Here is a 26,044-nt window from a genome sequence, read left to right as displayed (position 1 = left end):
TATTATAACGAACAGACCGATTCTACGTAAATCATCTGCGTAAATCCTTCCAGCGTCCAACGCCAAAAGGAGCATGCCCAAAGCCGTGAAATCAGGCTAGACATCCCCCCAAGCGTGATCATATATATTTGAGAATTTTGCAAAAGCCTGATTTTTAAATGATGATAGGCATGGGATCTTCCTTCAGGCGGTTTTCCACCATCCAGCTGGACTGGTCATTATATAGATAGGCTCGATGCACCAACACTCGCACCTGCTGACCAGGTTCCAGCGTAGACTTCTCCAGCGAACGGTACGTCATGAGACGATGGTCCCCAACTTGTACTTCAACCATCCACTCACTTCCACGAAAATGCAAATGCTTCACTACGCCTTCCTCGGTCGCCGACAGAAGCGTAAATTCCTCGCTTGGCCCGACATCAATATACTCCGGACGGATCAAGGCACGTGTTCCCACTCCAGCAGCTTCTTCGAAGCCTTTGAGACTGCCTGCCTGTTCAATCACCGTAGATTCCCCAATGAAGGAAGCCACGAACGGGGTACCCGGTTTTTTATAAATATCCCAAGGCGTTCCCTTCTGCTCCAGTCGTCCCTGATTAATCACCATAATTTCATCCGCTACTTCAATCGCCTCATCCTGATCATGGGTGACAAAAATTGAAGTAATGCCCACCCGCTCAATCAACTCTCGCAGCCAGGTGCGCAGCTCCTGACGAATCTTGGCATCAATAGCTGCAAAAGGCTCATCCAACAGCAGCAATTGAGGCTCTGGTGCCAAAGCACGCGCAAAAGCAACTCGCTGTCGCTGTCCACCTGACAACTGATGCGGATAACGATGCTCAAATCCTTTGAGCCCCGTTAGTTCGACCAACTCCGTGACCCGTTCCTTGATACGGGTTTTGGAGCTTTTTTTCACTTTCAGACCAAAGGCAATATTGTCGTAGACGCTCATGTGCTTGAACAAAGCATAGTTTTGAAATACAAATCCGATTCCACGTTCCTGCGGGGACAGCTCGTTTACCCTTTTTCCATGAAAATGAATTTCTCCCGCATCCGGTTGCTCCAGACCCGCCAAAATGCGAAGAATGGAGGTTTTCCCCCCACCACTTGGACCGAGTAAGCCAATAAGATGGCCCGCCTGAATATCAAAAGATACGTCCTTTACTGCATGAAAATTACCGAAATGCTTGTTTAATCCTCTTACTTCCACATGCATATCCGTACACTTCCTTTCCGCTTCTGGACCTGTTCAGGAACAGCAGCAGCCTTGCTTACCGCAAAGCACGTACCTCATTTAAAATCATTTAATTATTCCAATGCATATACTATGTTTTTTCTTATGTGATACTTTATCAAAGGAAAGTAATTTTCGTCAACTCTATATATTATATTAGGAATTAAAAGGGTAAAGTATTAGGAAGAAAGGAGATGGAGTTATTGTTGCATACTTTAGAATTATCCACTACACGGCGAGATGAAATTCGTGATATTACACGAGAGGTTGCTTCATTGATCGAAAAAAGCGGGGTGCAACAAGGAACCGCACTTGTTTATTGTCCACACACGACAGCCGGCATCGCCATTAATGAAAATGCAGACCCAGATGTCAAACATGATGTGATGTTAAGACTAGATGAAGTCTATCCGTGGGAGCATCCCCAATATCGCCATATGGAGGGAAATACAGCGTCCCACCTAAAATCCATCACGACAGGCCCCTCACAAACGATCATCATCCATGATGGAAAGCTGTTGCTCGGACGATGGCAGGGACTTTATTTTTGTGAATTCGACGGACCACGCAGACGTCAATACCATGTGAAAATCATGAAGGGCTGACGGAAACGGGTAAAAAAACAGACCATGATGTTTTCCTACTGGATGCATCATCGTCTGTTAAATTCTTAGTCGCTTTCGCAAAGTACCGTAATGATAAGTCACCGTCATGAAGTGCATACACCTAGAAAAGCGCCCTACATGTTCATGGGTGAAGCGTGTGAATGCAGGTACGCTCATAGGTGTCTGCACAGCAGCTTTACATGTGCTAAAGCAGCGGGCCTAATTTCTTCAAATGTTAAACCGTCCTGAATATAAAAGGATACAAAGCCATGCATGGATAAAAACAGGCTTTTCGGTACCCTTGAGCAATCTTCCTCCGAATGCCCCAGACCACTCAATTCTTGACGGATCATGGACGCAAATAGTTCCACACAACGGTTTTGCTCTGTGCGACAGTATGCAAATAGTTCTTCATCGTGCATCATAAACATAATTTCGTACTGATATGGATTTTCCAAACCAAAACGGATAAATTCCAGCATCAAGTACTCCAGCCTGCTCAAGCCATTATCAGGCGTACCTGTTGCTGCTTGCAGTAGAATCCCACGCAATGTATTAAAATCTTCAATCACAATAGCATAGAACAGTTCAGCCTTCTCTTTAAAATGATAATATAACGAACCATGACTGTACCCCAGATGCTGGCCAATGCTGCGCATTGAAATCGCACGGTAGCCCTTGGTAATAAACAAGTGCCTAGCCGCTTCCAGAATCCGCCCTCTTGACAACTCCTGTTCTACTGCTCTTCTAGCCATATTATTTATTCCCCTTCAATAAAGTAAAGCTGCTCTCCCTCCGACACAAGCGATTGCCCCTGCGTCAAGTCTGTTATCCAGTTGCTGAAGGATTCCGCATCACCAGCCAGCGGCAGACAGGTTAAGGTAACTTTATCCGTAAACATTGTTTCTCCAGTACGGATGCTGCGATTGCGTAATTCATTTTCCACTTTGCCCAACCAGGTATAATCCAATTCTACAAAAACTTCACGATGCAGCACACGTGTAATTGCATCCCCTGCCTCGATTGCTGCAACAGCACCATCTGAATACGCGCGAATCAGACCGCCTGCTCCCAACAAAATCCCACCAAAGTAACGGGTAACAACAATAGCGACATTTTTCAGCTTTTGGTTGCGGATCACCTCCAAAATAGGCTTTCCAGCCGTACCACTCGGTTCTCCGTCATCCGATTGCTTTTGGATTTCGTCTCTTTCCCCAATCATGTAAGCAGAACAATTATGGGTAGCGTTCCAATGCTCTTTTTTGATGCGCTCTATGAAAGCAACTGCTTCTTCCTCAGTTTGAACAGGCTGAATATGGCCGATAAAACGGGATTTTCGGATCACAATTTCCTTGTTGCCGGCACCGCGTACGGTTCGGTATTGTTCCAACATACACGTATAACCTTCCTTACTTCATTTTACAAGAAAGCAGTCCCCCGCTACTGGCAGCTGGTGAACTGCTTTCCTGTACTTTAATTGCTGCTATACACTATAACACTTCTGACCGAAATCCTGTTTCGCATCAGAGATTACAGCACTCTTATTCAGACAATCTCGCTTCAAGCTCAGCTTTTTCTTTTTCGAAGCCTGGTTTACCGAGCAGCGCAAACATGTTCTTCTTGTAAGCTTCTACGCCCGGTTGATCGAACGGATTTACACCCAACAGGTAGCCGCTGATGCCGCAAGCTTTTTCGAAGAAATAAGCAAGATAGCCGAAAGAGTAAGGGCTTAAGTCAGGAATATTTACAATCAAGTTCGGTACTTGTCCGTCTGTGTGAGCCAGCAATGTACCTTGGAATGCTTTTTTATTTACAAAATCCACAGTTTTGCCTGCCAGGAAATTCAGTCCGTCCAGATCATCCTCATCTGCTTCGATGGTGATGTGACTAGGTACATTTTCTACTTGGATTACCGTTTCGAAAATATTGCGGCTGCCTTCCTGAATGAATTGTCCCATGGAGTGCAGGTCTGTCGAGAAATCAACAGAAGCAGGATAAATGCCTTTGTAATCCTTGCCTTCGCTTTCTCCGTACAACTGTTTCCACCACTCGGATACAAAATGAAGAGACGGCTCATAGTTTACGAGAATTTCAATTGCTTTACCTTTGCGGTACAAAGCGTTACGAACGGCTGCATATTGATAAGCCTCGTTCTCAGCTACATTCGGGTTGCTGTATTCTTTGGAAGCGTCTGCCGCCCCCTGCATCATTTCTTCGATGTTAATGCCTGCAGTAGCAATCGGCAACAAGCCTACTGCTGTCAGCACAGAGTAACGACCACCCACATCATCAGGAATAATGAAAGATTCGTAGCCTTCTTCGTTAGCCAGTTTTTTCAAAGCGCCACGTTCTTTATCGGTCGTTGCATAAATACGTTTGCGCGCTTCTTCTTTACCGTATTTTTTCTCCAGAGCTGCACGGAATACGCGGAATGCGATAGCTGGCTCTGTTGTCGTACCTGATTTGGAAATGACGTTCACAGAGAAGTCTTTACCTTCAATCAGTTCCAACAGATGATTCACATATGTAGAGCTGATGTTGTTGCCTGCAAAATAGATAGCTGGGCCCTTGCGTTGATCTTTAGGCAGTGCATTGTAGAAAGAATGCGACAGCATTTCGATCGCAGCACGTGCTCCAAGGTAAGAACCGCCGATACCGATTACGATCAGTACTTCGGAATCGCTTTGAATTTTAGCAGCAGCCTTTTGGATGCGCGCAAACTCTTCTTTATCATAATTGGTAGGCAGGTCGATCCAACCTAAGAAATCGGAACCTACACCGGTTTGGTTGTGCAGTTGCTCATGAGCCAGCTTGATAGGCTCTGCAAAATAATCAATTTCGTGCTGACCTACAAAGGAGAGAGCTTTAGTGTAATCAAAAATAACTTTTTTAGACATGTTTGGAACCTCCTGTTTGGTATTACTAAGACCATGAATACGAACATAAGGACTTAGGAATAGGATACTTTAATTTGCTGGGCCTGACAAGCTTGCGTTACCTATGTATCCTGTGCTTGACAGCCCCTCCTGTAGATAGGGTAGCATGCCCATGCTACAATTAACTGAGATCAACCTGTTTCAATATTCAATTCAGGGCCGACTCGCATCTGCATCGGACGGCAACTTCCAACAAGAAAGGTGATTAGCAATGAAAAACATCGGATTTATCGGACTGGGCACCATGGGCGCCCCGATGGCATCCAATCTGCTAAAGCAGGGATTCGGAGTCACAGTTTATAATCGCACCGCTTCGCGCTGCGAGCCACTGGAAGAGCAAGGCGCACGTACAGCTTCAACCCCTCGTGAAGCAGCTGAAGGTCAGCACTTGGTCATTACCATGGTCAGTGATGATCATTCCATTCGTGACATCTATTACGGCGAAGACGGTGTGTTTGCCGGCCTTACGGCTGGCATGACCGTGATGGACAACAGCACGATTTCACCTGAGCTGGTCAAACAACTAGCCGCCGAAGCGGACAAGCTGGGCTGTTCCTTCATTGATGCTCCCGTAACAGGCAGTAAGCCTGCCGCTGTAGACGGCACACTCGTGTTCATGGTTGGTGGTAATGCAGAAGCCATTGCGGCACAATCAGATGTTTTTGATACCCTGGGCAAAAAGGTACTTCATATGGGACCTAATGGAAGCGGGGCCGTAGCCAAGCTCGCTCATAATACGATGGTCGGTATTCATAACCTCGCTCTGGCTGAAGGCTTTGCTATCGCGGCTAAATCCGGCATCCCGGCAGACAGCTTCCTTGAATTGGTACAACTCGGATCGGCAGGCAGCAAGGCCGCTGACCTGAAAGGGCGCAAAATCATTGAGCATGATTTTAGCAACCAGTTCTCACTTGCCTTGATGCTTAAGGACTTGAAGCTTGCTTCCTCACTAACAGACAGCCTGTCCATCCCCGCACCTATGTTATCCATTGCCAAAAGCCTATTTCAAGCCGGGCAAACGCAAGGCTACGGCGACGAGGACCTATCCGCTGTCGTGAAGACATACGAAGCATGGATTGGCCGCACCATTGGTGGTCAACCTCTCGAATAAGCTGTACCTTTCTGTGTAACTATACTGCTGTGCTTGTGTACATATGGCATAGCTTTAGGGTAAGCACACTTAGCTTGAAGGCTGAGTGTGCTTACCCGTTTTAGCTTACTATTCGGGATAAGAACAGCAATAATCAGTTACACTTCGTACTTCCAGCTTGAAGGAAGACTTTGCAGGTACGTGAAAGGTTGCTGTCCCTTGTATTTCCAGCCATTCCTCAGTACCTGGAAGTAACACTCTCAGATCCCCTGCCAAAATCTCCATAATCTCACGGGAATCCGTGCCGAACTCGTACGTTCCTGGCAGCATAATCCCCAGTGTAACCTTACTACCGTCACCCAGGATGACTGTACGGCTTGTAACCTGACCATCGTAATAAACGTTTGCTTTTTTAACTACGCTTACTCCATCAAACTGTGTCATTCGTTATCCCCTCATCTGCTCTCAATGGTTGAATGAATATTGGTGCATCATAACATAGATTTGATTCCAGCTTCAGTATGAAAATACACACTGTATCACGTATACAATACACTGGAATTCCAAAGTGATCTTTTCGCAAAACATCAACTGTATGAAACAAACAGCCGTAAGCCTTACTCAGGTTACGACTGTCTGTTTTAGATGCTCCAATGTTTTATTTCAACAAAGCTTTCACACGGCTAACAACATTCTCTACTGTAAAGCCGTATTCCTTAATCACGCGATCGCCAGGTGCGGATGCGCCGAATGTACTGATACCGAGAATGTCGCCTTGGTCGCCAACATATTTTTCCCAGCCCAGTGGATATGCCATTTCTACAGCCAAACGAGCTTTCACTTCTGGCAGCAGAACGGAATCTTTGTATGCTTTGTCTTGTTTTTCGAACAGATCCCAGCTTGGGAAGCTGATAACACGTACTTGAATACCTTGTTCTGCCAGTGCTTCCTGAGCTTTAACAGCCAATTGCACTTCGGAGCCTGTAGCTAGAATTTGAGCAACTGGTTTGCCATCTGTTGCATCTGCAACCACATAAGCACCGCGTTTGATACCTTCGCGTGCATGCTCAGCACTAGCAGCCAGGATTGGCAGGTTTTGACGAGTTAATACCAGAGCAACCGGGTTTTTCTTGTTTTCCAGCGTGTAAGCCCAAGCAGCAGAAGTTTCATTACCGTCCGCTGGACGAATTACTGTCAAGTTCGGGATAATACGCAGGGAAGCCAATTGCTCGATCGGCTCATGAGTCGGACCATCTTCACCTACAGCAATACTGTCGTGAGTCAGAACGTAGGTTACAGGCAATCCCATCAGAGCTGCCAGACGAACGGCTGGACGCAGATAGTCTGTAAATACGAAGAATGTACCGCCGAATACTTTTACACCTTGGTGCAACGCCATACCGTTCATCGCAGCAGCCATACCAAATTCGCGGATACCGAAATAGATGTTACGGCCGGCGTAGTCTTCTGGCGTAAAGTTCGTCAGGTTGTTCAAATGTGTCATTGTGGAGCTCTCCAGATCGGCAGAACCGCCTGTCAGGAAAGGTACGTTTGGAGCCAATCCGTTCAAAGCATTACCAGAAGCTACACGAGTCGAAACGGCTTTGTCTTCAGTCGTGTACTTCGGAAGGTCACGATCCCATCCTTCTGGGAGATCGCCGTTTACAGCTGTTTCGAACTGAGCTGCCAAATCAGGGTGAGCAGCTTTGTATTTGGCGAACTGTTCATCCCATGCTTTGTTCGCTGCGATACCGCGCTCTTTTACTTTAGCAAAATGCTCGCGAACCTCTTGTGGTACGTGGAAGTCCTCTTCGTATACCCATTTGTAGAATTCTTTAGTCAGCTTGGCTTCTTCTGATCCCAGTGGGGAACCATGAGTACCGCCGTGTCCGCCTTTACCTTGTTTGTTCGGGCTTCCGTAGCCGATGACTGTCTTCACTTCAATCAACGTAGGACGTGTCGAGTCGCCTTGCGCTTCTTCAATGGCTTTTTGGATGGCTGGAAGGTCGTTACCATCTTCTACGCGCAGTACTTGCCAGTTGTAAGCTTCAAAGCGTTTGGCAACACTCTCGGAAGAGGACAGATTAAGCTTGCCGTCCAGTGTAATATCATTGGAATCAAACAATACGATCAGTTTGCCCAGTTGTAAGCGACCAGCCAGCGAAGCAGCCTCGTGGGAAATACCTTCCATCAGATCGCCATCGCCGCAAATTGCATATGTGAAGTGATCTACAACTTTAAATTCGTCCTTATTATAGGTTGCGCCCAGTTGAGCTTCAGCCATTGCCATACCTACGGACATTGCTAGACCTTGTCCCAGAGGACCGGTTGTAGCATCTACACCAGCAGTGTGGCCAAACTCAGGGTGGCCCGGTGTAAGGCTGCCCCATTGACGGAATTGTTTCAGTTCTTCCATAGGAAGATCATAGCCGCTCAGGTGCAGAAGGCTGTATAGCAACATGGAACCGTGTCCTGCAGACAATACAAAACGGTCACGGTTAACCCATGTAGGTTGATCGGGATTATGATTCATCGTTTTAGCAAAAAGTTGGTATCCCATTGGCGCGGAGCCCATCGGCATACCAGGATGTCCCGAGTTTGCTTTCTCGATGGCATCAATTGCCAACGTACGAATAGTTGTGATGGACAAATTGTCGATCGTGGAGTTTTCATCCTTTTGAATCGCTTGGTTCTGGTCAGTCATGGTTAGCCTCCTCATATTGTAAAAAGTATGTCAATTGCATTCGGTCATACTCCCCAACATCACCGCCTGATACAAAAACGATATCTGTTGAAGTGAGTGAATCTGCTTGAATGTTTCAATATGACTTATACATTCTTAAGTATTGTACCATTTGCCGTGAAAGTTTGCCAGATCGTTTATAAAGATGATTGTGGGAAATGTAGTACCGTGTCCTCATATAAATATACCCGTAATGTATTAACCTCATTTAAAAAAATATAAAATCACAAAAATATTATGTACTGACCGGCTATAAGGCTAATAATTCACATGAGGATTTTGCAAAATCCTTATATAAAAAAACAAAGCCCGTTATGCGATGGGCTTTGTTTAACAAAAAATATAGATTCACAAATTTTTCCTAAAATTTTAAGATTAGTTAAAAACGACTGTTTTGTTCTCATGAACCAGAATACGATCCTCTGCATGCCACTTCACGGCTCTTGCCAAAACGACCCGCTCTATGGTGCGACCGATCCGTTTTAGCTCATTTACATCATCTCCGTGGCTTACACGCTGCACGTCCTGCTCAATGATCGGGCCGCCGTCCAATTCTTCAGTTACATAATGCGCAGTAGCACCAATAATTTTCACACCGCGATTATAGGCTTGGGCATATGGCTTCCCACCCACGAATGCAGGCAGAAAGGAATGATGGATATTGATAATTCGGTTGCGATAATGCTCAATAAACTTGGGAGATATAATCTGCATGTAACGGGCCAAAATGATAACGTCTATCTCTTCGCCAATAACCTCTAGTTGGCGACGCTCCGCCTCCGGCTTGGTATCGGCGGTTACCGGAATATGGTGATATGGGATACCAAACGATTCCACATACTCCTTCATATCCGGATGATTACTAACCACCAATGAAATATCCGCGTCCAGATCTCCTGCCTGCCATTGCCACAGCAGTTCTACCAAACAGTGATCTTCTTTGGAAACGAAAATGGCCAGTTTTTTCTTGCGGCTAACCGCAGAAATCGTCCACTCCATACGGAATTGCTCAGCAACAGCGGCAAAATCCTGCTCCAACTGTGGCTGGGTTGCACTCAAATTCGGCAGATCAAATTCAATCCGCATAAAAAACATACCGCCCGACGGGTCCATTGTATATTGGTCAGATTGAACGATATTGGCCCCATGCTCGTACAAAAAACGGGACACGGCCGCTACAATACCTGGTCCATCTGGACAAGATACAAGCATACGCGCGCGGTTTTCATGGGCTGATAGAGTGCTATTTGGCTGATGTTTTACGTGAATTTCCATGTGGCTATTAATCCCCCTTAGCTTATACCGTCACTGGCAAATGACTGCCGGCAAACCAGGCAATCAACCGTTGATTAATGTGTTCTTCGCTCAAATCTGGAAATAGTGCTGCTTCCGTTATCATGTCATACAGACGTTCCAACGGCTCACGTGGATCGGCTTTTCTTGCTTTGGCATCATTTTTCAGCAGAGCCCAGGTGTCCAGAACAAATTTGCGGACATCCACATCCTGTTTTTTGAAAAACGAATGCAATTGCTCTACCTGACCCAAAAACTCATCCCCAAAGCGCTCCTTTACATTTCCGCGAAGCAGGGCAATTTCAACCTCATACATCGGACGCTGAGTTTTGGCTTCCTTCCCAATCCATGGCGTCTCCAAAATAAACGGACGTCCTTGAAGTGCTTCATGATGCACCACATTATGAATAGTCTGATAGCCAATCCAGCCTGATCCGATCGGAGTATGGCGGTCTTTATGAGCGCCAACTGGATTTTTACTGTCATTAATGTGAACAACTGCAATGCGATTCAAGCCGACAATACGGTCGAACTGCTCCAATACACCGTCCAGATCATTTACGATATCATAACCCGCATCGTGAATGTGACAGGTGTCCATACAAACCGTAAGACGCTCGTTACGCTCTACTTTATCTATAATGGAGGCAATCTCCTCAAAGCTACGCCCCATTTCCGTTCCTTTGCCTGCCATCGTTTCAAGCGCGATGTTAACATCTGTCTCCTTCACGCCGTTCAGTACCTCGTTCAAACCATCGGCAATACGCCCGATTCCATATTCCGCATCCTTATCGGTAAAAGCGCCCGGATGCAGCACAATATTTTTCACACCTATCGCGTGTGTGCGCCGAATTTCCTCCTGAAGAAAGCTGACCGCAAGCTCATAGGTATTTTCTTTGTAAGAGCCAAGGTTGATGATATACGGGGCATGCACCACGATATCTTCCATTCCCTTCTCAGCCATTAACTGCTTGCCTTCCTCCAAATACATGGACTCCATCGGCTTACGACGCGTGTTTTGCGGTGCTCCCGTGTATATCATAAAGGAGCTGGACCCGTAAGTAGACGCTTCTTTTGTAGCGCTGAGCAGACCCTTGTCCGAGAAGGACACATGAGAACCAATTTTCAGCATGACCCTGATTCATCCCCTTATCCTGTTATGCTTGTCTTATTTTAATTTAATCATTTTAACGTGATTATTGAAATCAAACAACATAGCTTTTATGGCAACTTTCTTAAATCAGGATTTTGCAAAATTCGATTCCAGTCGCTCCAAAGTGCAATATACAGACGAACCAGACCATTTCGATCAATATATTCTTCATTGAAAGTCGCTTATTGGGCTTTTGCAAAATCCTCAAATAACTCTATTAAGGGAATACGTAGATAAAGTACACATCAGAATATATGTTAGTCAAACAGGGGTAAATAAAATCATGGATTGACACTTAACCGTATAAAGGACATTCATATGAAGTTTTTTTCTCTCGAAAAGGGTTATATTCTATAACAGATGTATTTTTTGTGAATTGGAAGGAGAGCTGGCTCCATGAACATCATCGTATGTGGAGGAACTGGATTGGTGGGGAGTGCACTGGTCAAAAGCCTGCTAGACGACGGATACACCGTGAAAGTCGTTACCCGCAAGCCACTGGTAGGACACGAAGCGAGCCCCCGCTTGCAATATATGAGCTGGAACGAATTAAAACAAAAGCCTGAAGTACTGGAAGGCACAGATGCGGTCGTTAATTTAGCAGGCGAAACGCTGAATCAGCGCTGGACGGATAAGTCCAAACAAAGAATTCTTCAATCTCGACTGCTATCTGTTGCCCGGTTGGCTCAAGCATTGAATGCTCTACAAAAAAAACCGAAAGTAATCATTCAGGCTTCTGCTGTTGCCGCCTATGGTACATCCCTGACCGAAACATTCGATGAAACGAGCCCGCGCTGTTCGGGAGATTTTCTGTCTCAGGTGGTTGAGCAATGGGAAGAAGCAGCCAATGCCTACCCTTCTGAAGCCCGTTTAATTAAGTTACGCATTAGCCTTGTGCTGGACAGAAAAAAAGGGGCATTCCCACTCATGAAGATGCCTTATAGCTTCGGATTCGGCGGCAAAATAGGTAGCGGCCATCAATGGATGAGCTGGATTCATATTGAAGATATCGTTCGTCTGATCACGTACTGCATCCATACGACGGAAATTGTCGGGGCAGTGAATGCTTCATCACCACAACCCTTGACGAACGACCAGTTTGGGAGGACAGTAGCTACGGTATATCACCGTCCGTACTGGTTTCCCGTCCCCAGCATTCTCGTTTCAAAGCTAGTTGGTGAGATGAGCACGCTAGTATTGGATGGTCAGAAGGTGATACCGCGCAAAGCGCTGGAGCACGGATTTAAGTTTCACTATCCTTCACTTAAGGACGCTCTTAAAGAACTCCATTCTTCCCAAAAACAGCATTGAATTGAAAAAGAGGAAAAGAAAGAGGCTCTGAATATAACAGGCCTCTTCTTGACATATATCCATATAACCTTCATTTATGATGCATTGGAGGATTTAAAAGAGTCCAACCGGTAAGTATAAGAAACTCCAGCGATTTTAAAAGTATCTCCATCCTTCATTGTGTACTCCTTATAAGGCACCATAGGCTCTCCATTCAGAACAGTTCCATTCGTCGAGGATAAATCCTTAACAATGTGGCTATGTTCTCCTGTAACTATGCAAAGCTCAATATGAGAACGGGAAGCTCCATCCGTATGCTCTACAAACTGAACCAGTTGCGGATCTCTCCCGATGATAAAACTGCCTGCAACGAATTGGTCTGGCTGCAACCGGATGCGCTCTGTCCCTCCACTACCTGGTGGCTTGCGATCCAGGCAAGCCATCGGTGATTGCTGCACTGGTGAAATCTGCATCTCTTGATCTGCACGAAGCAGCATCGTTTCCTGCTTAGATGCAGCATTTAGAAGCTCCGTTACCCCGGAGAGAGACTTATAATAAGCCTCGCTGGTATCACTGGCTTCCAATTCATTTCCCCGTTCCGCACCTTTCCACGATGGCTCGTGTAAGTCACAATTTGCTGAAGTTTTCTTACTATTTTCCGTAACTCGATTTCCCACGCTCTTAGATTCTGAGTTTGGAAAAGTCCATCTCCAGTCCTCCGGCCCTTGATCACTCGAATCGGAAGATTGCTTGTCTTGATGATGACGTCCCGCTACAAATCCGGTCAGCTTATCTACCTGATAACGATCATTTTTGCGCTGTGCTGGGGAAGAAGTAGTTCCTAACCATTCCGAATCCAATACAGGTACTGAATCGCTGTACATATGAGATGAAGTTCGATTGCGCTCCCATTTCCCCGTCCAGCTTATATAAGCAACAGCGGCAAGTACCAAGGTCAGCACCATGGAAATAATCAACGGTACCGTCTCTGGATGGTCCAGATAAATATAACGCCACACGATGGCCGAAGCGAGCAGACATCCGAGAGCAATGTAGGTTTTATATTTTTGCAATCCAGGCTCCACATCTTCTACTTCGTTTTCTGTTACATGCTCGGAATTCTCCTCTGGTTTCACGGACGGTTTGAGCCGATTGATCCGTTTAAGCTCCTGAATCTCCTGTAGAGTTTCCCGATGCTCTCGCGCGTATGTTCCGCCACGATCCGTATAGTTCCCCTGTGAGGTATGAGCAGATAGGATAGGATCGGCTGATGAAAAGGCTCGCTCTTCCATACTTTCTGCCTGCACGCTAGCACTCTCTGTACCAGCCTTCATTCCTTGCAACAGCAGTTCCTTTAGCAAACCCAATTCAAATTCATTTCTATCACACAGATCGAGTATGCGTTGTATATTTTCTCCCTGAAAGTGGGCCACACGAGTCATTAAACGAATAACCATCTGCTTAAATTGACTGCCTGTTTGCCCTGCATACTGTACACTGCGTAAAGGAACATAGGTTAAACTGGCGGTTCCCCTTGTACCTGAACCACTTAGAAAAATATAATCCTCGTGCAAAATAAACTGGCGAATATCTAACATATATTGCGGGCTGCGATGGAGGGCATCTGCCACTTCAAAAAGAATCCGGTAGAAATCAGAAGTCGACACGCCCCCACCTTTCCATAACTGGGAAAGCATGCGTTGCCCCGAAATGTCGTAATGTAACTCAATCTGAAAATCGACTTCCTTTATTCTAAGTTCCAGTAGACCGGGAATCCGATTACCAGTCATCATTCCAGTTTGCACGGAATTTAAATCATCGGTTTTGAGCCCGTCTTCCTTGTTTAGAATCATAAATGTCCCGCCGTTCCGGGCAAAATCCCTGCTTAAACCAAACAATTCATGACCTCCTTAACAATTTCCTATCTCCGTGAGGTAGCATGATCTCCCCCAGCGGACATGTCATGGCAAGAAGTAAAAATAAGCACTGATCGCCCCCGGAATGACTGCCGTCATAAAAGGAAACCTGAGGTGTGCTTCATTTCCACTGGTCAGTGCTTTTCCACTGCGAAATAGAAAAAATCCTCCTAAATTAAAAGCTACGCGCCGCAGTCTCATGATGGTTTCCCTCTTCCATAGCAAAATCCCTATGCCAATAATACCTGCAAAAAAAATCGAATATAAAGCTGACTGCCATGCAAAAGCGGCACCTGTCCATGCTCCAATCAAGCCGAACAGCTTCACATCTCCTGCACCAACAGCTCCCATCCAGTACAAAATCAGCATGAACCCAAATCCGGTACCCAGTCCAGCAACAGCAAATAAAAAACCGTGCCACCCCCCAAATAGAGTATTGAATACCAAGCCTACCACTATGCCGGGCAATGTAAGCTTATTAGGGATTTTCATGCTACGTAAATCCGTAACTAACGCGATCGCGAGCAGAACTCCGCATACAATATACATCCACGTCAATGCGATCTTCCCCCTTTATAAAATAGAACTAGCAGACTGCCAAATCATTTTCCATCGTAGCTATCCCTACAAGTCTATATCCATCCTATCCATCAGCTGGCTTTTCCACGGTAAACGGAACTTCTATACGTTGACCAACCTCTGTTTCAATTACAAAGCTCCATTGACCAGGTGTTGTGTTCGTTCCCACAAACCAGTTCCATTCTATAATCCCGTCCGCGTTGGCAGAGGTCCAGCCCAAGTGCTGAGCTGTGCTTTCACCCGACTTATAAAGCACAGAAAGGTTAGCAGTCGTCCCAGGCTCAACCTTGGCCTTGATTAAATTGTACACACCCTTCACAGCAGGTTCAGGCTTAACGAGCAACTGTATGGAATGCTCCGCATCCTTGTCCCCCGTCGCATTTCCTGTACCTGCCCCTTCCCCTGTGTCGCCAATCCAAAGACGTTCCTCAGCTGCCGCCTGAAGCACAATGCTGCGATACAGAAAAGGAACCTTCATCGGCAGTTCATACGACAGTTCTACTCTAAAATAAGGGTCCTTAGTTCCTGTAAGAGCAGGTACATGTACGCTCGTTATATGAATACGGTCATATTCCAGAATGCTTTCCTCCATAAAAGGCTTTAGCATCGGCTTCAAAACAGGATCGAGTGCAGCTTCCGTAAATCGCCCCCGCAGTTCCTCCATCGGCTTTTGACCGCCCTGAACAGCGCTTTCTACCCAATCACCAATTGGAGGTGGCAACTGGGCAGCGAATTGGCTTGCATATTCACTCACAGATAACTTGGGCAGTTCATCCAGCGGTTCACGCACTGCATCTATTTTTGCGGACGCCGCCTCCACGGCTAGAGAAACTGGGTAGATTTTAGCCGAAACCTGTTTAACCGCTTCTGAAGCGGTGGTCTGCAACGCTGTAGATACCAGTGTCATCTGAACCATATAAATGAGAAAAATAATAAAAAACAGAAACATTGGCAACACCAATGACGCTTCTAAAACAATACTTCCTTGTTCACATTGCTTTTGCCCACAAACTTTCCGTAAACACCGATTAATAGGAAAAATGCGCTGTTTTCGTGACATAGTACACACTTCCCTTAATACTCTCGCCTTCTTTTGAGGCGGTCCCGAGCATCTTCATTACCCCAGGTAGAAACCACAGCCTCATCCCATTCTTGACCTCACCCGTTGCATACGTTTGCCGCTCAGCAGGATTGACATCTGTATTCAGACGGATCAGAGCCAGCATACGGGACATTTTTCGTTCATTATTGCTATGGAGCATCAGGAACAATCGCAGATGATCCTTGTATGTCATTCGAAATTTCAGAAAATCAGACAATGGCACGTCCCCCTTTTGTGCCAGCATAATCATGTCTTCTATCGCTTTTTCTACTCCATATAACAAAGCTGCCGCCAAAACGACCAGCGGATTACCTTTTGAGCTGTTCTTAACCAATCCCTCCATTGTTCGAATGGCAAGTCTCATAGCAAAAATTTCTCCATAGGCGGATGCCAGATTACCCGTCGGATTATGGAACCCATACAAGATGTACTCAACTTCCTGATTATTTACCTCTAGCTGATCTCCCAAAATCTGTGCAGCATTTCCCGCATTTCCACCCGATCCGGCCAAACTGCCAAAACGGCTGAAATCCACATGATGGAAGTAAGAAAGTGCGTATTCATTCTGGTAAAACTCGTCTCCCAGTTGAGTCAGTAAATTAGATGCCGATCCGTATAGACCATCCATACTATCCATAGAAGCTCCCGCTGCATCATAGGTGTCATAGGGCAAATCGGAGGAAACAGATGGACTGGATGTAGACTGGTTAAACGAAATACTTTCATTGTAATACCGCTCCATATTTTGGAATTTTTCTGCATTTTGTTTACCCTTGGATAGAACCTCAATAATCCGATAGGCTTGTTTGAGCTTGTTTTTCGCCTCTTTTTCCATTTTCTTGCGTTCTTTGTCCGGGCCGCGTCGCGTATCCATCGTCCTGGCTTCACCGTCGAGTACATTGGCGGGTCCCGCCCAAGCATACGCATTTAAGTATTTATCTATCTCCTTGAGCGTAGAAGCGACTTCTTGCTTGAGCATGTCTGCATTCAAAAATGGATCTGTATAAAAGGATAACGTACGCATCATACTCGTTATTCTATTGTTAGCAGTATTTATAGAAGTCCGTTGCTTTTCAATTTCTGCTTCCCATTGCTCAAATTCCTTGTCTGGAATCAATAAATCCTCTGCTTTTTGCCGTGCGCTTCCTACCGACGGGTCTGCGTTGGAGCCTGCTCCGCTTGGAGTAGGGGCTGCTGAAACCTCATCGTAGCCTGCATTGGCCGCCCTCTGCTTATATTGGGCAATGACTTTGCGCATCTCTTCATTAATCTGTTGGGCCTCATTTAACGGTTCCTTGGCTTCCAGAAGCAACTTATCATGTTCTTCCCCAGCCTGAACCATGATCTGACGCAGGCGATCAAGCGCTGCCCTCGCTCTACGTGCATACTTTTCCATCTGCATGATTTTAACGTCGTCCACACTCTTCTTATTGTCTTCATATACATGTACGTAATGCTTATATTGAGCGGCAATATCGGCTACAACCTCAAGCGGGTCCCATATATACTGATTGGGCATATAGGTGCCCCTCTGTTTAATAATCCGCTTACGAACCTCTTCCATATAAGCCCCTGCCTTACGCTGCTTCTCCAGCATGACATCCAGTTTGGTCTCTCGTCTGTCGTACAGCTTTTGCAGCCGTTTCAGCAAATCTACCGTATGAGAAGCCTCTTTCATATTTTGAGAGAGCGGCTTTAGCTTTTCGAGCACTTCAAACGTAAAATCGACAGGTGCTTTATACTTCATCTCTTCACGGATCTGCTCGTTAAATATGGCATATTTACCAAGCTCCCTTTCCATTTGCAGGGAACTAGAATCCAGCTTCATATTCATAAGCGGTAGCGTTTCTGCGCGTGCCGTACGCCGCGCGCTATCATTCAGCACTTTGACCATAATTTGTTCTCCGCCGCCTTCGCCATAAGCAAACAAACCGTACTCCTGTTGTAATGTCGGATCATAAGCAGACATCACTGAACGAACCGCCGCATGGGTCAGCCGTTCGGTCTGCACATGCAGTGCAGCAATTCTCGCGTAATCAATAAATACAGCAATAAAACCGAACATGACCGCCAAAATCAGAATTAAAAAGACCGTGACAGCACCTGATTCCCCGTCCTTTGTATTGTGACCCTTACCAAACACCCGCTTCCTCCTTCCAAGTTACATTCCTATTCCTTACTTCTCACTGACCATTTTGACCATATTGCATCAATACTTTGCCTACAACTGCCGAATCTACCTTTTCACCTGATCCTCTGCCCATAAACTTCGCACCATAATAACGGACCAACTCCACCGTACGAATCCATTCCACAGGTTCGACCACGCCAGAGCTCATTTTCCCTTGCAAATCTGTCTGATCTAAAAACTGATTCAGCAAAGGTACCTTCACGATCTTATTTAACTTTGTGGTCACCTTACGGTGAATCATACTGTTCTCATATGTCATCTGCCCCTGCATGCCCGCAGGCATTTTATTTTCTGCATTGGACAGCTTTTGAGCAGGTAACGAGCCTCCCCCATTGCCGCCCGGCACCTGTACATTTTCCTGATTGTTGGCTCCGGTCCAGCCAAACAGGGCTCCCAGCATAACATCATCCTTCAAGCGCCAATAGAGAGAATCCCGTTGCCCTTGCGCAAATGCTCCTGTACGTGGGTCCTTGAAGCTGTTATCCCAGCTGTAAGCGGCTCTTTCTGAAGCAGTAGAAGCGACTTGCACCAATATAGATTTTTGATATATATATAGGCAAAAAAATAACATCACAAAAATGACCAGCAGTAGAATGGGAAAGACGAGGGAAGCTTCCAAGGAGAAGCTCCCGTCCTCTTTTTGTGCCAATTTGCACAGCATTATGAATCCATAAAATCGTTACTTTTTTTATCCGCCTTTTTCAAAAGCCCTTCTACAATTTTCTTGATCTGATCCTTAAAAATAATTGCCACCGCAATCAGAATGGCAATGATCAGGATCATTTCTAACGTACCCAGACCATCCTCATCCTTGTACAATTTACGAATACTGCCTGTTACTAATGTCATCATCGTTGTATTCCTCCTACATATTCATCATCATTAAAGCCGGAGCGCCCACCAGCACAATTACCGTTAGCAAAATCAGCGCCATCGGGAATACCAGCTTAGATGAAGCCTGCTCCCCTCTTGTGCGGCTAATTGAAGTCCGCTTGCCCCATAACGTCTGGGACAACTCACGTAAAGCCATCACGAAATCGCTCCCGCCGCGCCTCATATTCAACAAAACTGTGGTCGTAAATACTGTCATTTCCTGAATACCACAACGTTTGCTCAGGTGCTCAAATGCCTGTTGAAAGGAAAAGCCGCTTTCCCATTCCGCCACCGTCTGCCTCAGTTCTCGATACAACGGATGTTCCGTATCCGCCCCTTTACGTTCCACGCAATGTAGCAATGCCCGTTGTACCGTCTCACCTGCACCTACTAAAAGCATCATTTTACTCAACAGTTCAGGCAGTTCCATTAAAATTTGCTGATCCCGCTTCTGTACTTTCCCGTGCAAATCCTTGATCAGCGCGATGGGTACCAGAAGACCAAGTCCCAATCCGAGCACCAGCCCGGTCGCATCCCCACTCAGCAAAAGCGATACTATAGCTCCACCAGCAGCCATCATATATCCGTAACCCAACATTTCTGCCAGAAAAAGCATCGTTTTTTCTCCGCTGTTGCGCATACCATACAGCTTTTGCACCGAACGCTGGAGCTTGAACATTAGCAAAGGCAGCCTATGAGTAGCACGTGAAGCATGAATCATGTGTACAAATGGGACTGAAAGTCTTTGCAGCCGCAGTCCCTCCAACTTCATATGGCGAAAATGCGCATACTTAGCACCGTGCATCTGGTTCAGCACCACCCAACCTCCCACTTGCAGAACCAGCATGACCAGACAAATCAACATCACCACACCCATCTCTCCTTACACTTCAATCTTCATAATGTGGTTGATCCACACGAGACACCCACCAAGCACTAATAAACAAAAGGTTGATAAAATCATACCTGTACCGCTGTATAAGGGCATCATGTAATCACCCGCTGTCATGGTCATAAACAATACAAACAAAAAAGGCGCCGCAAACATAACCCTCGATTCAAAACGTTTCTGCGCAATCATTACACCGATCTCCTGTTGAATTTCCAGCTTCTCACCAATGACACTTGAAGCTCGTCTTACGACTTCCACCAGATCACCTCCGGTTCGTTTGCAAGCCGCAAATACGTCCGCAAAATTCGTAATATCTTCCATCTGCGCCCGACGGGCCAAATCCTGCAAAGCGGTTTCTACAGGCTGTCCGATTTCGAGACAGGCGGTAATAATGTTAAATTCAAAAATCAGGTCGTGATCTCCATCTGGACTAAGCAATCTCAAATCCTCTACAGCCTCACGAAAACCATTCTCCACCGACCTTCCCGCTGAAAGAGAAGACGAGAGCGAATATAAAGCCTGTTTGAATTGGATGCTTAGGGCAGACCTGCGTCTTTGCAGCAAAAATTGCCTAAAATAACGAGGCATCACCCCAGCCCCGGCAGCGCACAGCAACGATAATATCCATTGGTGATAAAATAGATAACCGATCATCGCGAACAACACGCCACTAAAGAATATGCACAGACTTTTTTGTACTGTCGATAATGTATACACCGTATAATCTGGCAGAGAAGGGGCCTCACGTGATACTTGCTTGGCCGCCGTTTTTCCTGACTTCACGCTGATACGCCTCCCCTGTGCCAGTTTTCCGGATTGATCCCGGCCATTTGCAGCTTCAAAGTATGTTGCAGACCCTCGCCACAACGTTCCAGACCTCCTACGATTCGCCCCTTGCTTTCTCCTCGCTCCTGAAACCGATAAAGGGGGTTAAGCGTCACCTCACCCTTTTCAAAACCAATCACTTCGCTAATTTCCAGCACTCGTCTGGATTTGTCGCGCATCCGTGACAGATGAACAAATATATCAATAGCCGAGCTGATCTGCTGTCGTACTACTCCAAGCGGAAGCTCTGCCCCTCCCAGCACCATCGTTTCCAGCCGGCTGACCATATCGCGGATATTATTCGCATGCCCAGTTGACAAGCTCCCATCATGGCCAGTATTCATCGCTTGCAGCATATCCAATGCCTCACTTCCCCGGACCTCACCCACCACAATGCGGTTGGGCCGCATACGCAGGGAGGAACGAATCAGATCACGAATTGTGATTTCTCCCTTCCCCTCGGTGTTCGCGTTCCGTGTTTCCATGGAGACCAGATTAGGGACCGTCACAATTTGCAGCTCTGCTGAATCTTCAATGGTAATAATCCGTTCAGATGGCGGGATAAATTGGGATAATGCATTCAGAAAAGTTGTTTTACCAGAACCCGTTCCTCCGCTTATAAAAATGTTGTACTTGCTACGTACCAAGTCCTTGAGCATAGCAGCGGCTTCTGCATCCAGCGCACCCATTCGTATCAAGTCATCCATCGTCATAGGACGCTCGGGAAACTTCCGTATGGTCATCGTCGGACCCTTGAGAGCAACCGGAGGTAGCACAATATTTACGCGTGATCCATCCTTTAATCGGGCATCCACAATGGGGGAAGCCTCATTCACAATTCGATTCACCCCGGCTACAATCGTCTGGATTAAATCCTCCAGTCGCTCGCGGGATTCAAATTGATCGGATACCTGCATCACCTCACCAGCCCGCTCCACAAAGATTTCCCGGTGACTGTTGATCATAATTTCCGTAACGGTCGGGTCGTCAATCAATGGCTGGAGTACGTCCAGCCCACGGAAAGAGTTAAAAATCTTGCGGACAAGTGCGTGCTTCTCACGGGAAGTTAAGCCCACCAGCTCTACATCGTGTAAAATTCGATTTTCAATATGCCGTACCAGATCTGCATCCTTTACCGAAGACGTTACGTCCAGCCCGTTTCGGATATCTGCTCGCAATGCCTTAAATCGTCCCTCATTCATGTTCATCAGCCCCTTTTAAGACCAAACGGTGGCCGGATGTGTTACACCGTCCACATTCAGTAGCTCGCGGCATAGATGACGAATTTCCCGCTGATAAATCGGTGAACTTAGCAACAGCTCACGGTGCTGCATCTGTTTCCATGAAGGTATATAGGGTAAGGCTCCGTTTAGCTCCATGAAGTCACGAGGTAACGAGTTGATCATAGTTCCCATATAGCGGTTCACCACAAAGCTGGTTTTGCATATCATGTCTTCAAGCCCTTCAGGCCGCGTGGTTTCTAAAACATCCAGCCATAATCCGCACTTGTGCATGCTCATTAAATCGTCTGCCAGCAGCCAAATCAGCTTATGACTAGCTTCAAGCACGGCTTGAGCCCGATCACCTTTTTCAGAATCGCCATCTACGATCACTACATCATACTGTCCACTTTCGGCAACTGTTCGAATCAGCTCTTTCGCTTCATCACAAGTCATGTCCGTCAGCTCCTTGCGATTATAGACAGGCTGAAAAGTATCCGCCTGAATTTCAGGGCGACGAACACAATAGGAAGCCATGGATAACGGAATCTCCTCACTCCCTTCTGCCTTGAGATCATAGAGCAGCCTGGACAGCCCTTCTCCTTCTGCTCCGCTAGCACTGCCTGAACCAGTGAATAATGAGCTTGAATCCACCGTCTCCAGATTCAGATAGAATACCGAATATCCCTCATTCCCCAGCTGTTTGGACATATTGAGTGCGGCCGTTGTCTTGCCCAGTCCTCCGGAAGCTGCTACCATGCCGATAATCATCCCACCTTCCCGGCTGTTTACACTTTTCCGACCATTTGACTTCTGTCTCGCCGTTTCCAAAATAAAACCGACCAGTTCAGATAAAGGCTGATATTTTAATAAAGGCTGTCCATATTCCCTCACTTGTTCTCCCTCATGCAATACCAAACAAGGAATATCAGCAGCTTCCCTGTCTGTCCATAGATTCAAAAAGGCAGTTTCACCAACCACCACATCCGGTCTTTTCATTCCGCTGGTTTCCATCATGTATTGATGAAATGCCTCCGGTTGCGAAAAAGCCGTTATTCTCAGCCTTCTAGCATACTCGCTTCCGTGAACATAATTCAGCAGCGGCTCAATATAATCCCGACCTTCTACGGCTAATACCACTTTCACTGGAATCATAATGCTCATCCCTTCCCTAACACAACAACGCAAAAAAGCACCGTTCATCCATCCGTAAGTACATACGGTTGGTGAACGGTGCTTCCGTCACGTGCAATCTATTACTGGTAGAATAGCATAGCGCTTATATTAGAGCAAGTATTTTTTGTGCAAGTATCTTCCAAAATCCTCGTACTAAGAGAAGGCGGGCAGTCTAGCCCCGCCTCCTACCATCTTCATCTTAGTAGAATTTGTGGTGACGACGATGACAGTCATGATGGCGATGATGGCGATGATGACGTTTCCGGCAATGACATTTCATATCAAAATCTTCATGTTTCCGATGATCACGTTCAAATTTAGGTTTAAACTTAATGACAGTCACCTTAATGATCTTCTTAAAGACACGTTTTTTTGGCTTTGGAAAATGACAATGATGCTTACGATGTTTAAACATTTAAATTCGCCTCCATTTCTTTGAGATAGAATATACTATGGAAGCAGCGAACCATCGGTAACCAGCATATGACTATTTATGAATTTACTGGGCGAATTAATGATCTACCTCCAGCTTAATATCCGGATCATAATCCGCCACAATTAGAACATCCATATGACGTGCTTGACGAAGAATCCTCGGCACAACCGCAGACTTCCCCCAACAGCTACTTCGGGAAGACTGCCCCACGATGAGCTGCGTACCTGAATATCCTTCCACCGGAGCAATCAAAATGTCGGCAATCTCGCGTCGGCTGGAAACAAGCCGCATCTCAAAGGTTCCCCCCAGTCGGTGGGTCAACAACTTTAGTTGTTCCAGACGAGGGTTCAGTCTCTCGGGTATACACTCACCGACATGAACATACGTCACAATCCACACAGCCTTTAGCCGAAAGGCGATACGAAAACCACGGCGGATCAACCTTTCAGCATTTTCGCTTAGCGTCACGCCTACGAAGATCACTTCCTCCCTGCGCCACGGTCCCCGAAGTGATTCGTGTCGATCCCAGGATTCTAGCCGCTCATCTACGTCATCTGCCAATTCCCGCAAAGCAAGTTCACGCAACGCAATCAGATTGCCCAGTTTAAAAAAGTGGCTAAGTGCCTGTTCCACCTTCGCAGGATCGTATATTTTGCCCTCACGCATACGTTGCTGCAACGATTTGGGAGCCACATCAACAAGCTGTACTTCATCGGCCAGACGCATCATATGGTCGGGAACAGTCTCTCTCACTCGTATGCCAGTAATCTGTTCTACCGCATCATTTAAGCTCTCCAGATGCTGTACATTCATTGTGGATATCACAGAAATCCCTTGTTCCAAAATGGCGAGCACATCCTCATAGCGCTTGGATCTCAGACTTCCTGGGACGTTGGTATGAGCCAGCTCATCAATTAGCACCACCTCGGGATTGCGCCTGAGAATAGCTTCGGTGTCCATTTCTTCCAAGTGTGCGCCATGACGCTCAATGGACTGACGAGGGATCATCTCCAGAGAGCCTACCTGGGCCAATGTTTCTGCTCTTCCGTGCGTTTCCAGCAATCCGATAACCACATCGATCCCGCTCTCCAGCAGATCGTTTCCCTCTCTCAGCATCGTGTATGTTTTGCCGACCCCCGGAGCAGCGCCAATGTATACCTTGAGCTTGCCTCGCAGGATTTTGGCTGCCTCAGCCTGTGCTTCCTCAACGCTCAAACGATGATACGGGTCATTCTCTTCTACCTCCTGTCTCATCGTTGGTAAAATTCGCTCACCCTCCTGCTCGGCTCGGTCCGCAATCAGCAGTAGATCCATATTTTTCATTCGTTTTAAAATCCCGTTCACCAGCGATCCTTTCATCAGCTCCTGCCACGGAGTCTGCCGAGAATGTCCCATAACAATACGGGTAACATTGTGCGTCACCGCATAATGAATCAGTTGGCGAGGCAACCTTCTGCGGGAAAAAAGCGGGATTTCTTCAAATGTTGATCCTATCTTGTCAGCCAATTGCTCAATTGAGCGCTTAAAGGCTGCTGATTCCTTGGACAGCTTGCGCTTCGAGCTGACAAAGGAGACTACTAGCATATCTCCACCCAACCGCTTGGCGACCTGTTCCCCCCTGCGTACATAAATGGACCCATTCCAATGATATTGGACAGGTACCAAAATACGCTCTGCGGCTCCTGACGCCCCGTGCAAGCCTAACTCCTCCCGGTGCCGTTCCAGCGAATCATTCACATCCTCCGCTACCAATCGCAAGGCAAGCTCACGCAATTTACCCAGATTTCCCCGGTGAAACATCTCAGGATTGGGCGTATGCATGTAGCCTTTCGCCAGCCGTTCCAAAATCATCTCCGGGGTGGCATCAATCAGACGAATTTCATCCGCCAGCTCCAGTGTATCAACCGGAACCGTATATTCCGCTTCAAAGCCTGTCAGCTGATATACCCACTCCGTAATTCCTTCGAGTTCATAAACATTGACCGTCGTAATGACACTAATCCCCTGCTCCAGCAAATACCGAATATCCTCCAGCCGTGTTGGAAATGGGGCGTCTTTGCGGTTATGATGTGCCAAATGATCCACCAGTACCACCTCGGGATTTCGTGCCACCAAAGCTTCCACATCCAGATCCTTTTGCTCCTCACCATCTTTTATCCAATGAATACTAGGCACGCGCTCCAACGTGCCGACCTGTTCCACGGTCACAGGCCGCTGCATGGTCGATACCGCACAAATCACAACATCGATACCTTCATGCTGCAGCGACCGTCCCTCATGCAGCATGTGATACGTTTTACCCGAGCCACTGACCGCACCCATGTATATTTTGAGTCTGCCTCGATGCAGTTTGTTAATCGAATCCAGTATTTCCTCTGGTGATTTACGTTTGAAGCTCTCCACTTTCGTTCCTCCCCACAGCGTAGCCGCTCGTTCCGTTCATCTTATATGGTTGTAATGAATGTACTCCCGTGTCCCAATCAATTCAAG

Annotated in this window: 22 protein-coding genes; 3 read left to right on the top strand and 19 right to left on the bottom strand. The window is 46.6% G+C overall.

The window, feature by feature from the left end:
- Nucleotides 1-154 precede the first annotated feature (154 nt).
- Nucleotides 155-1,216 carry a sulfate ABC transporter ATP-binding protein gene (gene cysA, locus MHH57_RS06780; RefSeq protein WP_029516380.1) on the bottom strand — a complete coding sequence of 354 codons (1,062 nt, stop codon included), beginning with the start codon at nucleotides 1,214-1,216 and terminating at the stop codon, nucleotides 155-157.
- Between the two features lie 221 nt (nucleotides 1,217-1,437).
- On the opposite strand from cysA, the gene MHH57_RS06775 reads away from it, so the two are divergent.
- On the top strand, nucleotides 1,438-1,839 hold the full coding sequence (locus MHH57_RS06775; RefSeq protein WP_029516379.1) for a secondary thiamine-phosphate synthase enzyme YjbQ: 402 nt from the start codon (nucleotides 1,438-1,440) through the stop codon (nucleotides 1,837-1,839).
- A gap of 173 nt (nucleotides 1,840-2,012) precedes the next feature.
- On the opposite strand, the gene MHH57_RS06770 is transcribed toward MHH57_RS06775, so the two are convergent.
- The 3 genes from MHH57_RS06770 to MHH57_RS06760 all read right to left on the bottom strand — a co-directional run bounded on the left by MHH57_RS06770 (nucleotide 2,013) and on the right by MHH57_RS06760 (nucleotide 4,736).
- Nucleotides 2,013-2,594: a TetR/AcrR family transcriptional regulator gene (locus tag MHH57_RS06770; RefSeq protein ID WP_069012425.1), complete on the bottom strand. Its 582-nt coding sequence runs from the start codon at nucleotides 2,592-2,594 to the stop codon at nucleotides 2,013-2,015.
- A gap of 5 nt (nucleotides 2,595-2,599) precedes the next feature.
- Nucleotides 2,600-3,232 carry a YigZ family protein gene (locus MHH57_RS06765; RefSeq protein WP_029516377.1) on the bottom strand — a complete coding sequence of 211 codons (633 nt, stop codon included), beginning with the start codon at nucleotides 3,230-3,232 and terminating at the stop codon, nucleotides 2,600-2,602.
- Between the two features lie 148 nt (nucleotides 3,233-3,380).
- Complete coding sequence (locus MHH57_RS06760; protein WP_013369975.1) at nucleotides 3,381-4,736, bottom strand: glucose-6-phosphate isomerase; 1,356 nt, start codon at nucleotides 4,734-4,736, stop codon at nucleotides 3,381-3,383.
- Between the two features lie 250 nt (nucleotides 4,737-4,986).
- Between MHH57_RS06760 and MHH57_RS06755 the strand changes: the two genes are divergently transcribed.
- The gene (locus MHH57_RS06755) at nucleotides 4,987-5,886 is read left to right on the top strand and encodes an NAD(P)-dependent oxidoreductase (RefSeq protein WP_029516376.1); all 900 of its coding nucleotides are present in this window, start codon (nucleotides 4,987-4,989) and stop codon (nucleotides 5,884-5,886) included.
- Nucleotides 5,887-5,994: 108 nt separating this feature from the next.
- Here the strand turns inward: MHH57_RS06755 and MHH57_RS06750 are convergent, their stop codons facing one another.
- The 4 genes from MHH57_RS06750 to MHH57_RS06735 form a co-directional block, all read right to left on the bottom strand.
- On the bottom strand, nucleotides 5,995-6,309 hold the full coding sequence (locus tag MHH57_RS06750; RefSeq protein ID WP_013309288.1) for a pyrimidine/purine nucleoside phosphorylase: 315 nt from the start codon (nucleotides 6,307-6,309) through the stop codon (nucleotides 5,995-5,997).
- 214 nt (nucleotides 6,310-6,523) lie between these two features.
- Nucleotides 6,524-8,569: a transketolase gene (gene tkt / locus MHH57_RS06745; protein WP_029516375.1), complete on the bottom strand. Its 2,046-nt coding sequence runs from the start codon at nucleotides 8,567-8,569 to the stop codon at nucleotides 6,524-6,526.
- Nucleotides 8,570-8,983: 414 nt separating this feature from the next.
- A complete protein-coding gene (gene purU, locus MHH57_RS06740) occupies nucleotides 8,984-9,883 on the bottom strand; it encodes a formyltetrahydrofolate deformylase (protein ID WP_029516374.1) in 900 nt (299 codons plus the stop codon).
- 22 nt (nucleotides 9,884-9,905) lie between these two features.
- Nucleotides 9,906-11,033, bottom strand: coding sequence for a deoxyribonuclease IV (locus MHH57_RS06735; protein ID WP_029516373.1), 1,128 nt, complete (start codon nucleotides 11,031-11,033; stop codon nucleotides 9,906-9,908).
- Between the two features lie 417 nt (nucleotides 11,034-11,450).
- Between MHH57_RS06735 and MHH57_RS06730 the strand changes: the two genes are divergently transcribed.
- Nucleotides 11,451-12,365, top strand: a complete 915-nt coding sequence (locus MHH57_RS06730; protein WP_029516372.1) for a TIGR01777 family oxidoreductase — start codon at nucleotides 11,451-11,453, stop codon at nucleotides 12,363-12,365.
- 74 nt (nucleotides 12,366-12,439) lie between these two features.
- Here the strand turns inward: MHH57_RS06730 and MHH57_RS06725 are convergent, their stop codons facing one another.
- The 11 genes from MHH57_RS06725 to MHH57_RS06675 form a co-directional block, all read right to left on the bottom strand.
- Nucleotides 12,440-14,242, bottom strand: a complete 1,803-nt coding sequence (locus tag MHH57_RS06725; RefSeq protein WP_342434974.1) for a DUF6382 domain-containing protein — start codon at nucleotides 14,240-14,242, stop codon at nucleotides 12,440-12,442.
- A gap of 63 nt (nucleotides 14,243-14,305) precedes the next feature.
- Complete coding sequence (locus MHH57_RS06720; RefSeq protein WP_342434973.1) at nucleotides 14,306-14,818, bottom strand: A24 family peptidase; 513 nt, start codon at nucleotides 14,816-14,818, stop codon at nucleotides 14,306-14,308.
- Nucleotides 14,819-14,903: 85 nt separating this feature from the next.
- On the bottom strand, nucleotides 14,904-15,899 hold the full coding sequence (locus tag MHH57_RS06715) for a TadE family protein (RefSeq protein WP_029516369.1): 996 nt from the start codon (nucleotides 15,897-15,899) through the stop codon (nucleotides 14,904-14,906).
- Nucleotides 15,868-18,084, bottom strand: coding sequence for a hypothetical protein (locus MHH57_RS06710; RefSeq protein WP_342434972.1), 2,217 nt, complete (start codon nucleotides 18,082-18,084; stop codon nucleotides 15,868-15,870). Before MHH57_RS06710 ends, MHH57_RS06715 begins: the two co-directional genes overlap by 32 nt.
- A gap of 40 nt (nucleotides 18,085-18,124) precedes the next feature.
- The gene (locus tag MHH57_RS06705; RefSeq protein WP_069012192.1) at nucleotides 18,125-18,793 is read right to left on the bottom strand and encodes a TadE family protein; all 669 of its coding nucleotides are present in this window, start codon (nucleotides 18,791-18,793) and stop codon (nucleotides 18,125-18,127) included.
- The gene (locus MHH57_RS06700; RefSeq protein ID WP_013309278.1) at nucleotides 18,793-18,984 is read right to left on the bottom strand and encodes a Flp1 family type IVb pilin; all 192 of its coding nucleotides are present in this window, start codon (nucleotides 18,982-18,984) and stop codon (nucleotides 18,793-18,795) included. Before MHH57_RS06700 ends, MHH57_RS06705 begins: the two co-directional genes overlap by 1 nt.
- A 13-nt stretch (nucleotides 18,985-18,997) precedes the next feature.
- Entirely contained in the window at nucleotides 18,998-19,882 is an 885-nt protein-coding gene (locus MHH57_RS06695; protein WP_342434971.1) for a type II secretion system F family protein, read from the bottom strand.
- Nucleotides 19,883-19,888: 6 nt separating this feature from the next.
- A complete protein-coding gene (locus tag MHH57_RS06690) occupies nucleotides 19,889-20,680 on the bottom strand; it encodes a type II secretion system F family protein (RefSeq protein WP_318626876.1) in 792 nt (263 codons plus the stop codon).
- Complete coding sequence (locus MHH57_RS06685; protein WP_029516364.1) at nucleotides 20,677-21,924, bottom strand: CpaF family protein; 1,248 nt, start codon at nucleotides 21,922-21,924, stop codon at nucleotides 20,677-20,679. The genes MHH57_RS06690 and MHH57_RS06685 overlap by 4 nt, the downstream gene beginning before the upstream one ends.
- Before the next feature lie 15 nt (nucleotides 21,925-21,939).
- Nucleotides 21,940-23,097, bottom strand: a complete 1,158-nt coding sequence (locus tag MHH57_RS06680; protein WP_342434970.1) for a ParA family protein — start codon at nucleotides 23,095-23,097, stop codon at nucleotides 21,940-21,942.
- A gap of 532 nt (nucleotides 23,098-23,629) precedes the next feature.
- A complete protein-coding gene (locus tag MHH57_RS06675) occupies nucleotides 23,630-25,957 on the bottom strand; it encodes a histidine kinase (protein ID WP_342434969.1) in 2,328 nt (775 codons plus the stop codon).
- Nucleotides 25,958-26,044: the final 87 nt, after the last annotated feature.

It is taken from the genome of Paenibacillus sp. FSL H7-0442 (assembly GCF_038593105.1).
Lineage (GTDB): Bacteria > Bacillota > Bacilli > Paenibacillales > Paenibacillaceae > Paenibacillus > Paenibacillus polymyxa_D.
Note: the sequence above shows the minus strand (reverse complement) of the source record. Positions and strands in the feature narration are given on the sequence as shown.

Excerpts from the sequence above, each read along its gene's own strand:
- MHH57_RS06695 (WP_342434971.1), bottom strand. The coding sequence starts at position 19,882 with ATGGGTGTGGTGATGTTGATTTGTCTGGTCATGCTGGTTCTGCAAGTG.
- MHH57_RS06700 (WP_013309278.1), bottom strand. The coding sequence starts at position 18,984 with ATGATGACATTAGTAACAGGCAGTATTCGTAAATTGTACAAGGATGAG.
- MHH57_RS06765 (WP_029516377.1), bottom strand. The coding sequence starts at position 3,232 with ATGTTGGAACAATACCGAACCGTACGCGGTGCCGGCAACAAGGAAATT.
- MHH57_RS06705 (WP_069012192.1), bottom strand. The coding sequence starts at position 18,793 with ATGCTGTGCAAATTGGCACAAAAAGAGGACGGGAGCTTCTCCTTGGAA.
- MHH57_RS06715 (WP_029516369.1), bottom strand. The coding sequence starts at position 15,899 with ATGTCACGAAAACAGCGCATTTTTCCTATTAATCGGTGTTTACGGAAA.
- MHH57_RS06685 (WP_029516364.1), bottom strand. The coding sequence starts at position 21,924 with ATGAATGAGGGACGATTTAAGGCATTGCGAGCAGATATCCGAAACGGG.
- MHH57_RS06735 (WP_029516373.1), bottom strand. The coding sequence starts at position 11,033 with ATGCTGAAAATTGGTTCTCATGTGTCCTTCTCGGACAAGGGTCTGCTC.
- MHH57_RS06750 (WP_013309288.1), bottom strand. The coding sequence starts at position 6,309 with ATGACACAGTTTGATGGAGTAAGCGTAGTTAAAAAAGCAAACGTTTAT.
- MHH57_RS06755 (WP_029516376.1), top strand. The coding sequence starts at position 4,987 with ATGAAAAACATCGGATTTATCGGACTGGGCACCATGGGCGCCCCGATG.
- MHH57_RS06760 (WP_013369975.1), bottom strand. The coding sequence starts at position 4,736 with ATGTCTAAAAAAGTTATTTTTGATTACACTAAAGCTCTCTCCTTTGTA.
- cysA (WP_029516380.1), bottom strand. The coding sequence starts at position 1,216 with ATGCATGTGGAAGTAAGAGGATTAAACAAGCATTTCGGTAATTTTCAT.
- tkt (WP_029516375.1), bottom strand. The coding sequence starts at position 8,569 with ATGACTGACCAGAACCAAGCGATTCAAAAGGATGAAAACTCCACGATC.
- MHH57_RS06680 (WP_342434970.1), bottom strand. The coding sequence starts at position 23,097 with ATGATTCCAGTGAAAGTGGTATTAGCCGTAGAAGGTCGGGATTATATT.
- purU (WP_029516374.1), bottom strand. The coding sequence starts at position 9,883 with ATGGAAATTCACGTAAAACATCAGCCAAATAGCACTCTATCAGCCCAT.
- MHH57_RS06730 (WP_029516372.1), top strand. The coding sequence starts at position 11,451 with ATGAACATCATCGTATGTGGAGGAACTGGATTGGTGGGGAGTGCACTG.
- MHH57_RS06770 (WP_069012425.1), bottom strand. The coding sequence starts at position 2,594 with ATGGCTAGAAGAGCAGTAGAACAGGAGTTGTCAAGAGGGCGGATTCTG.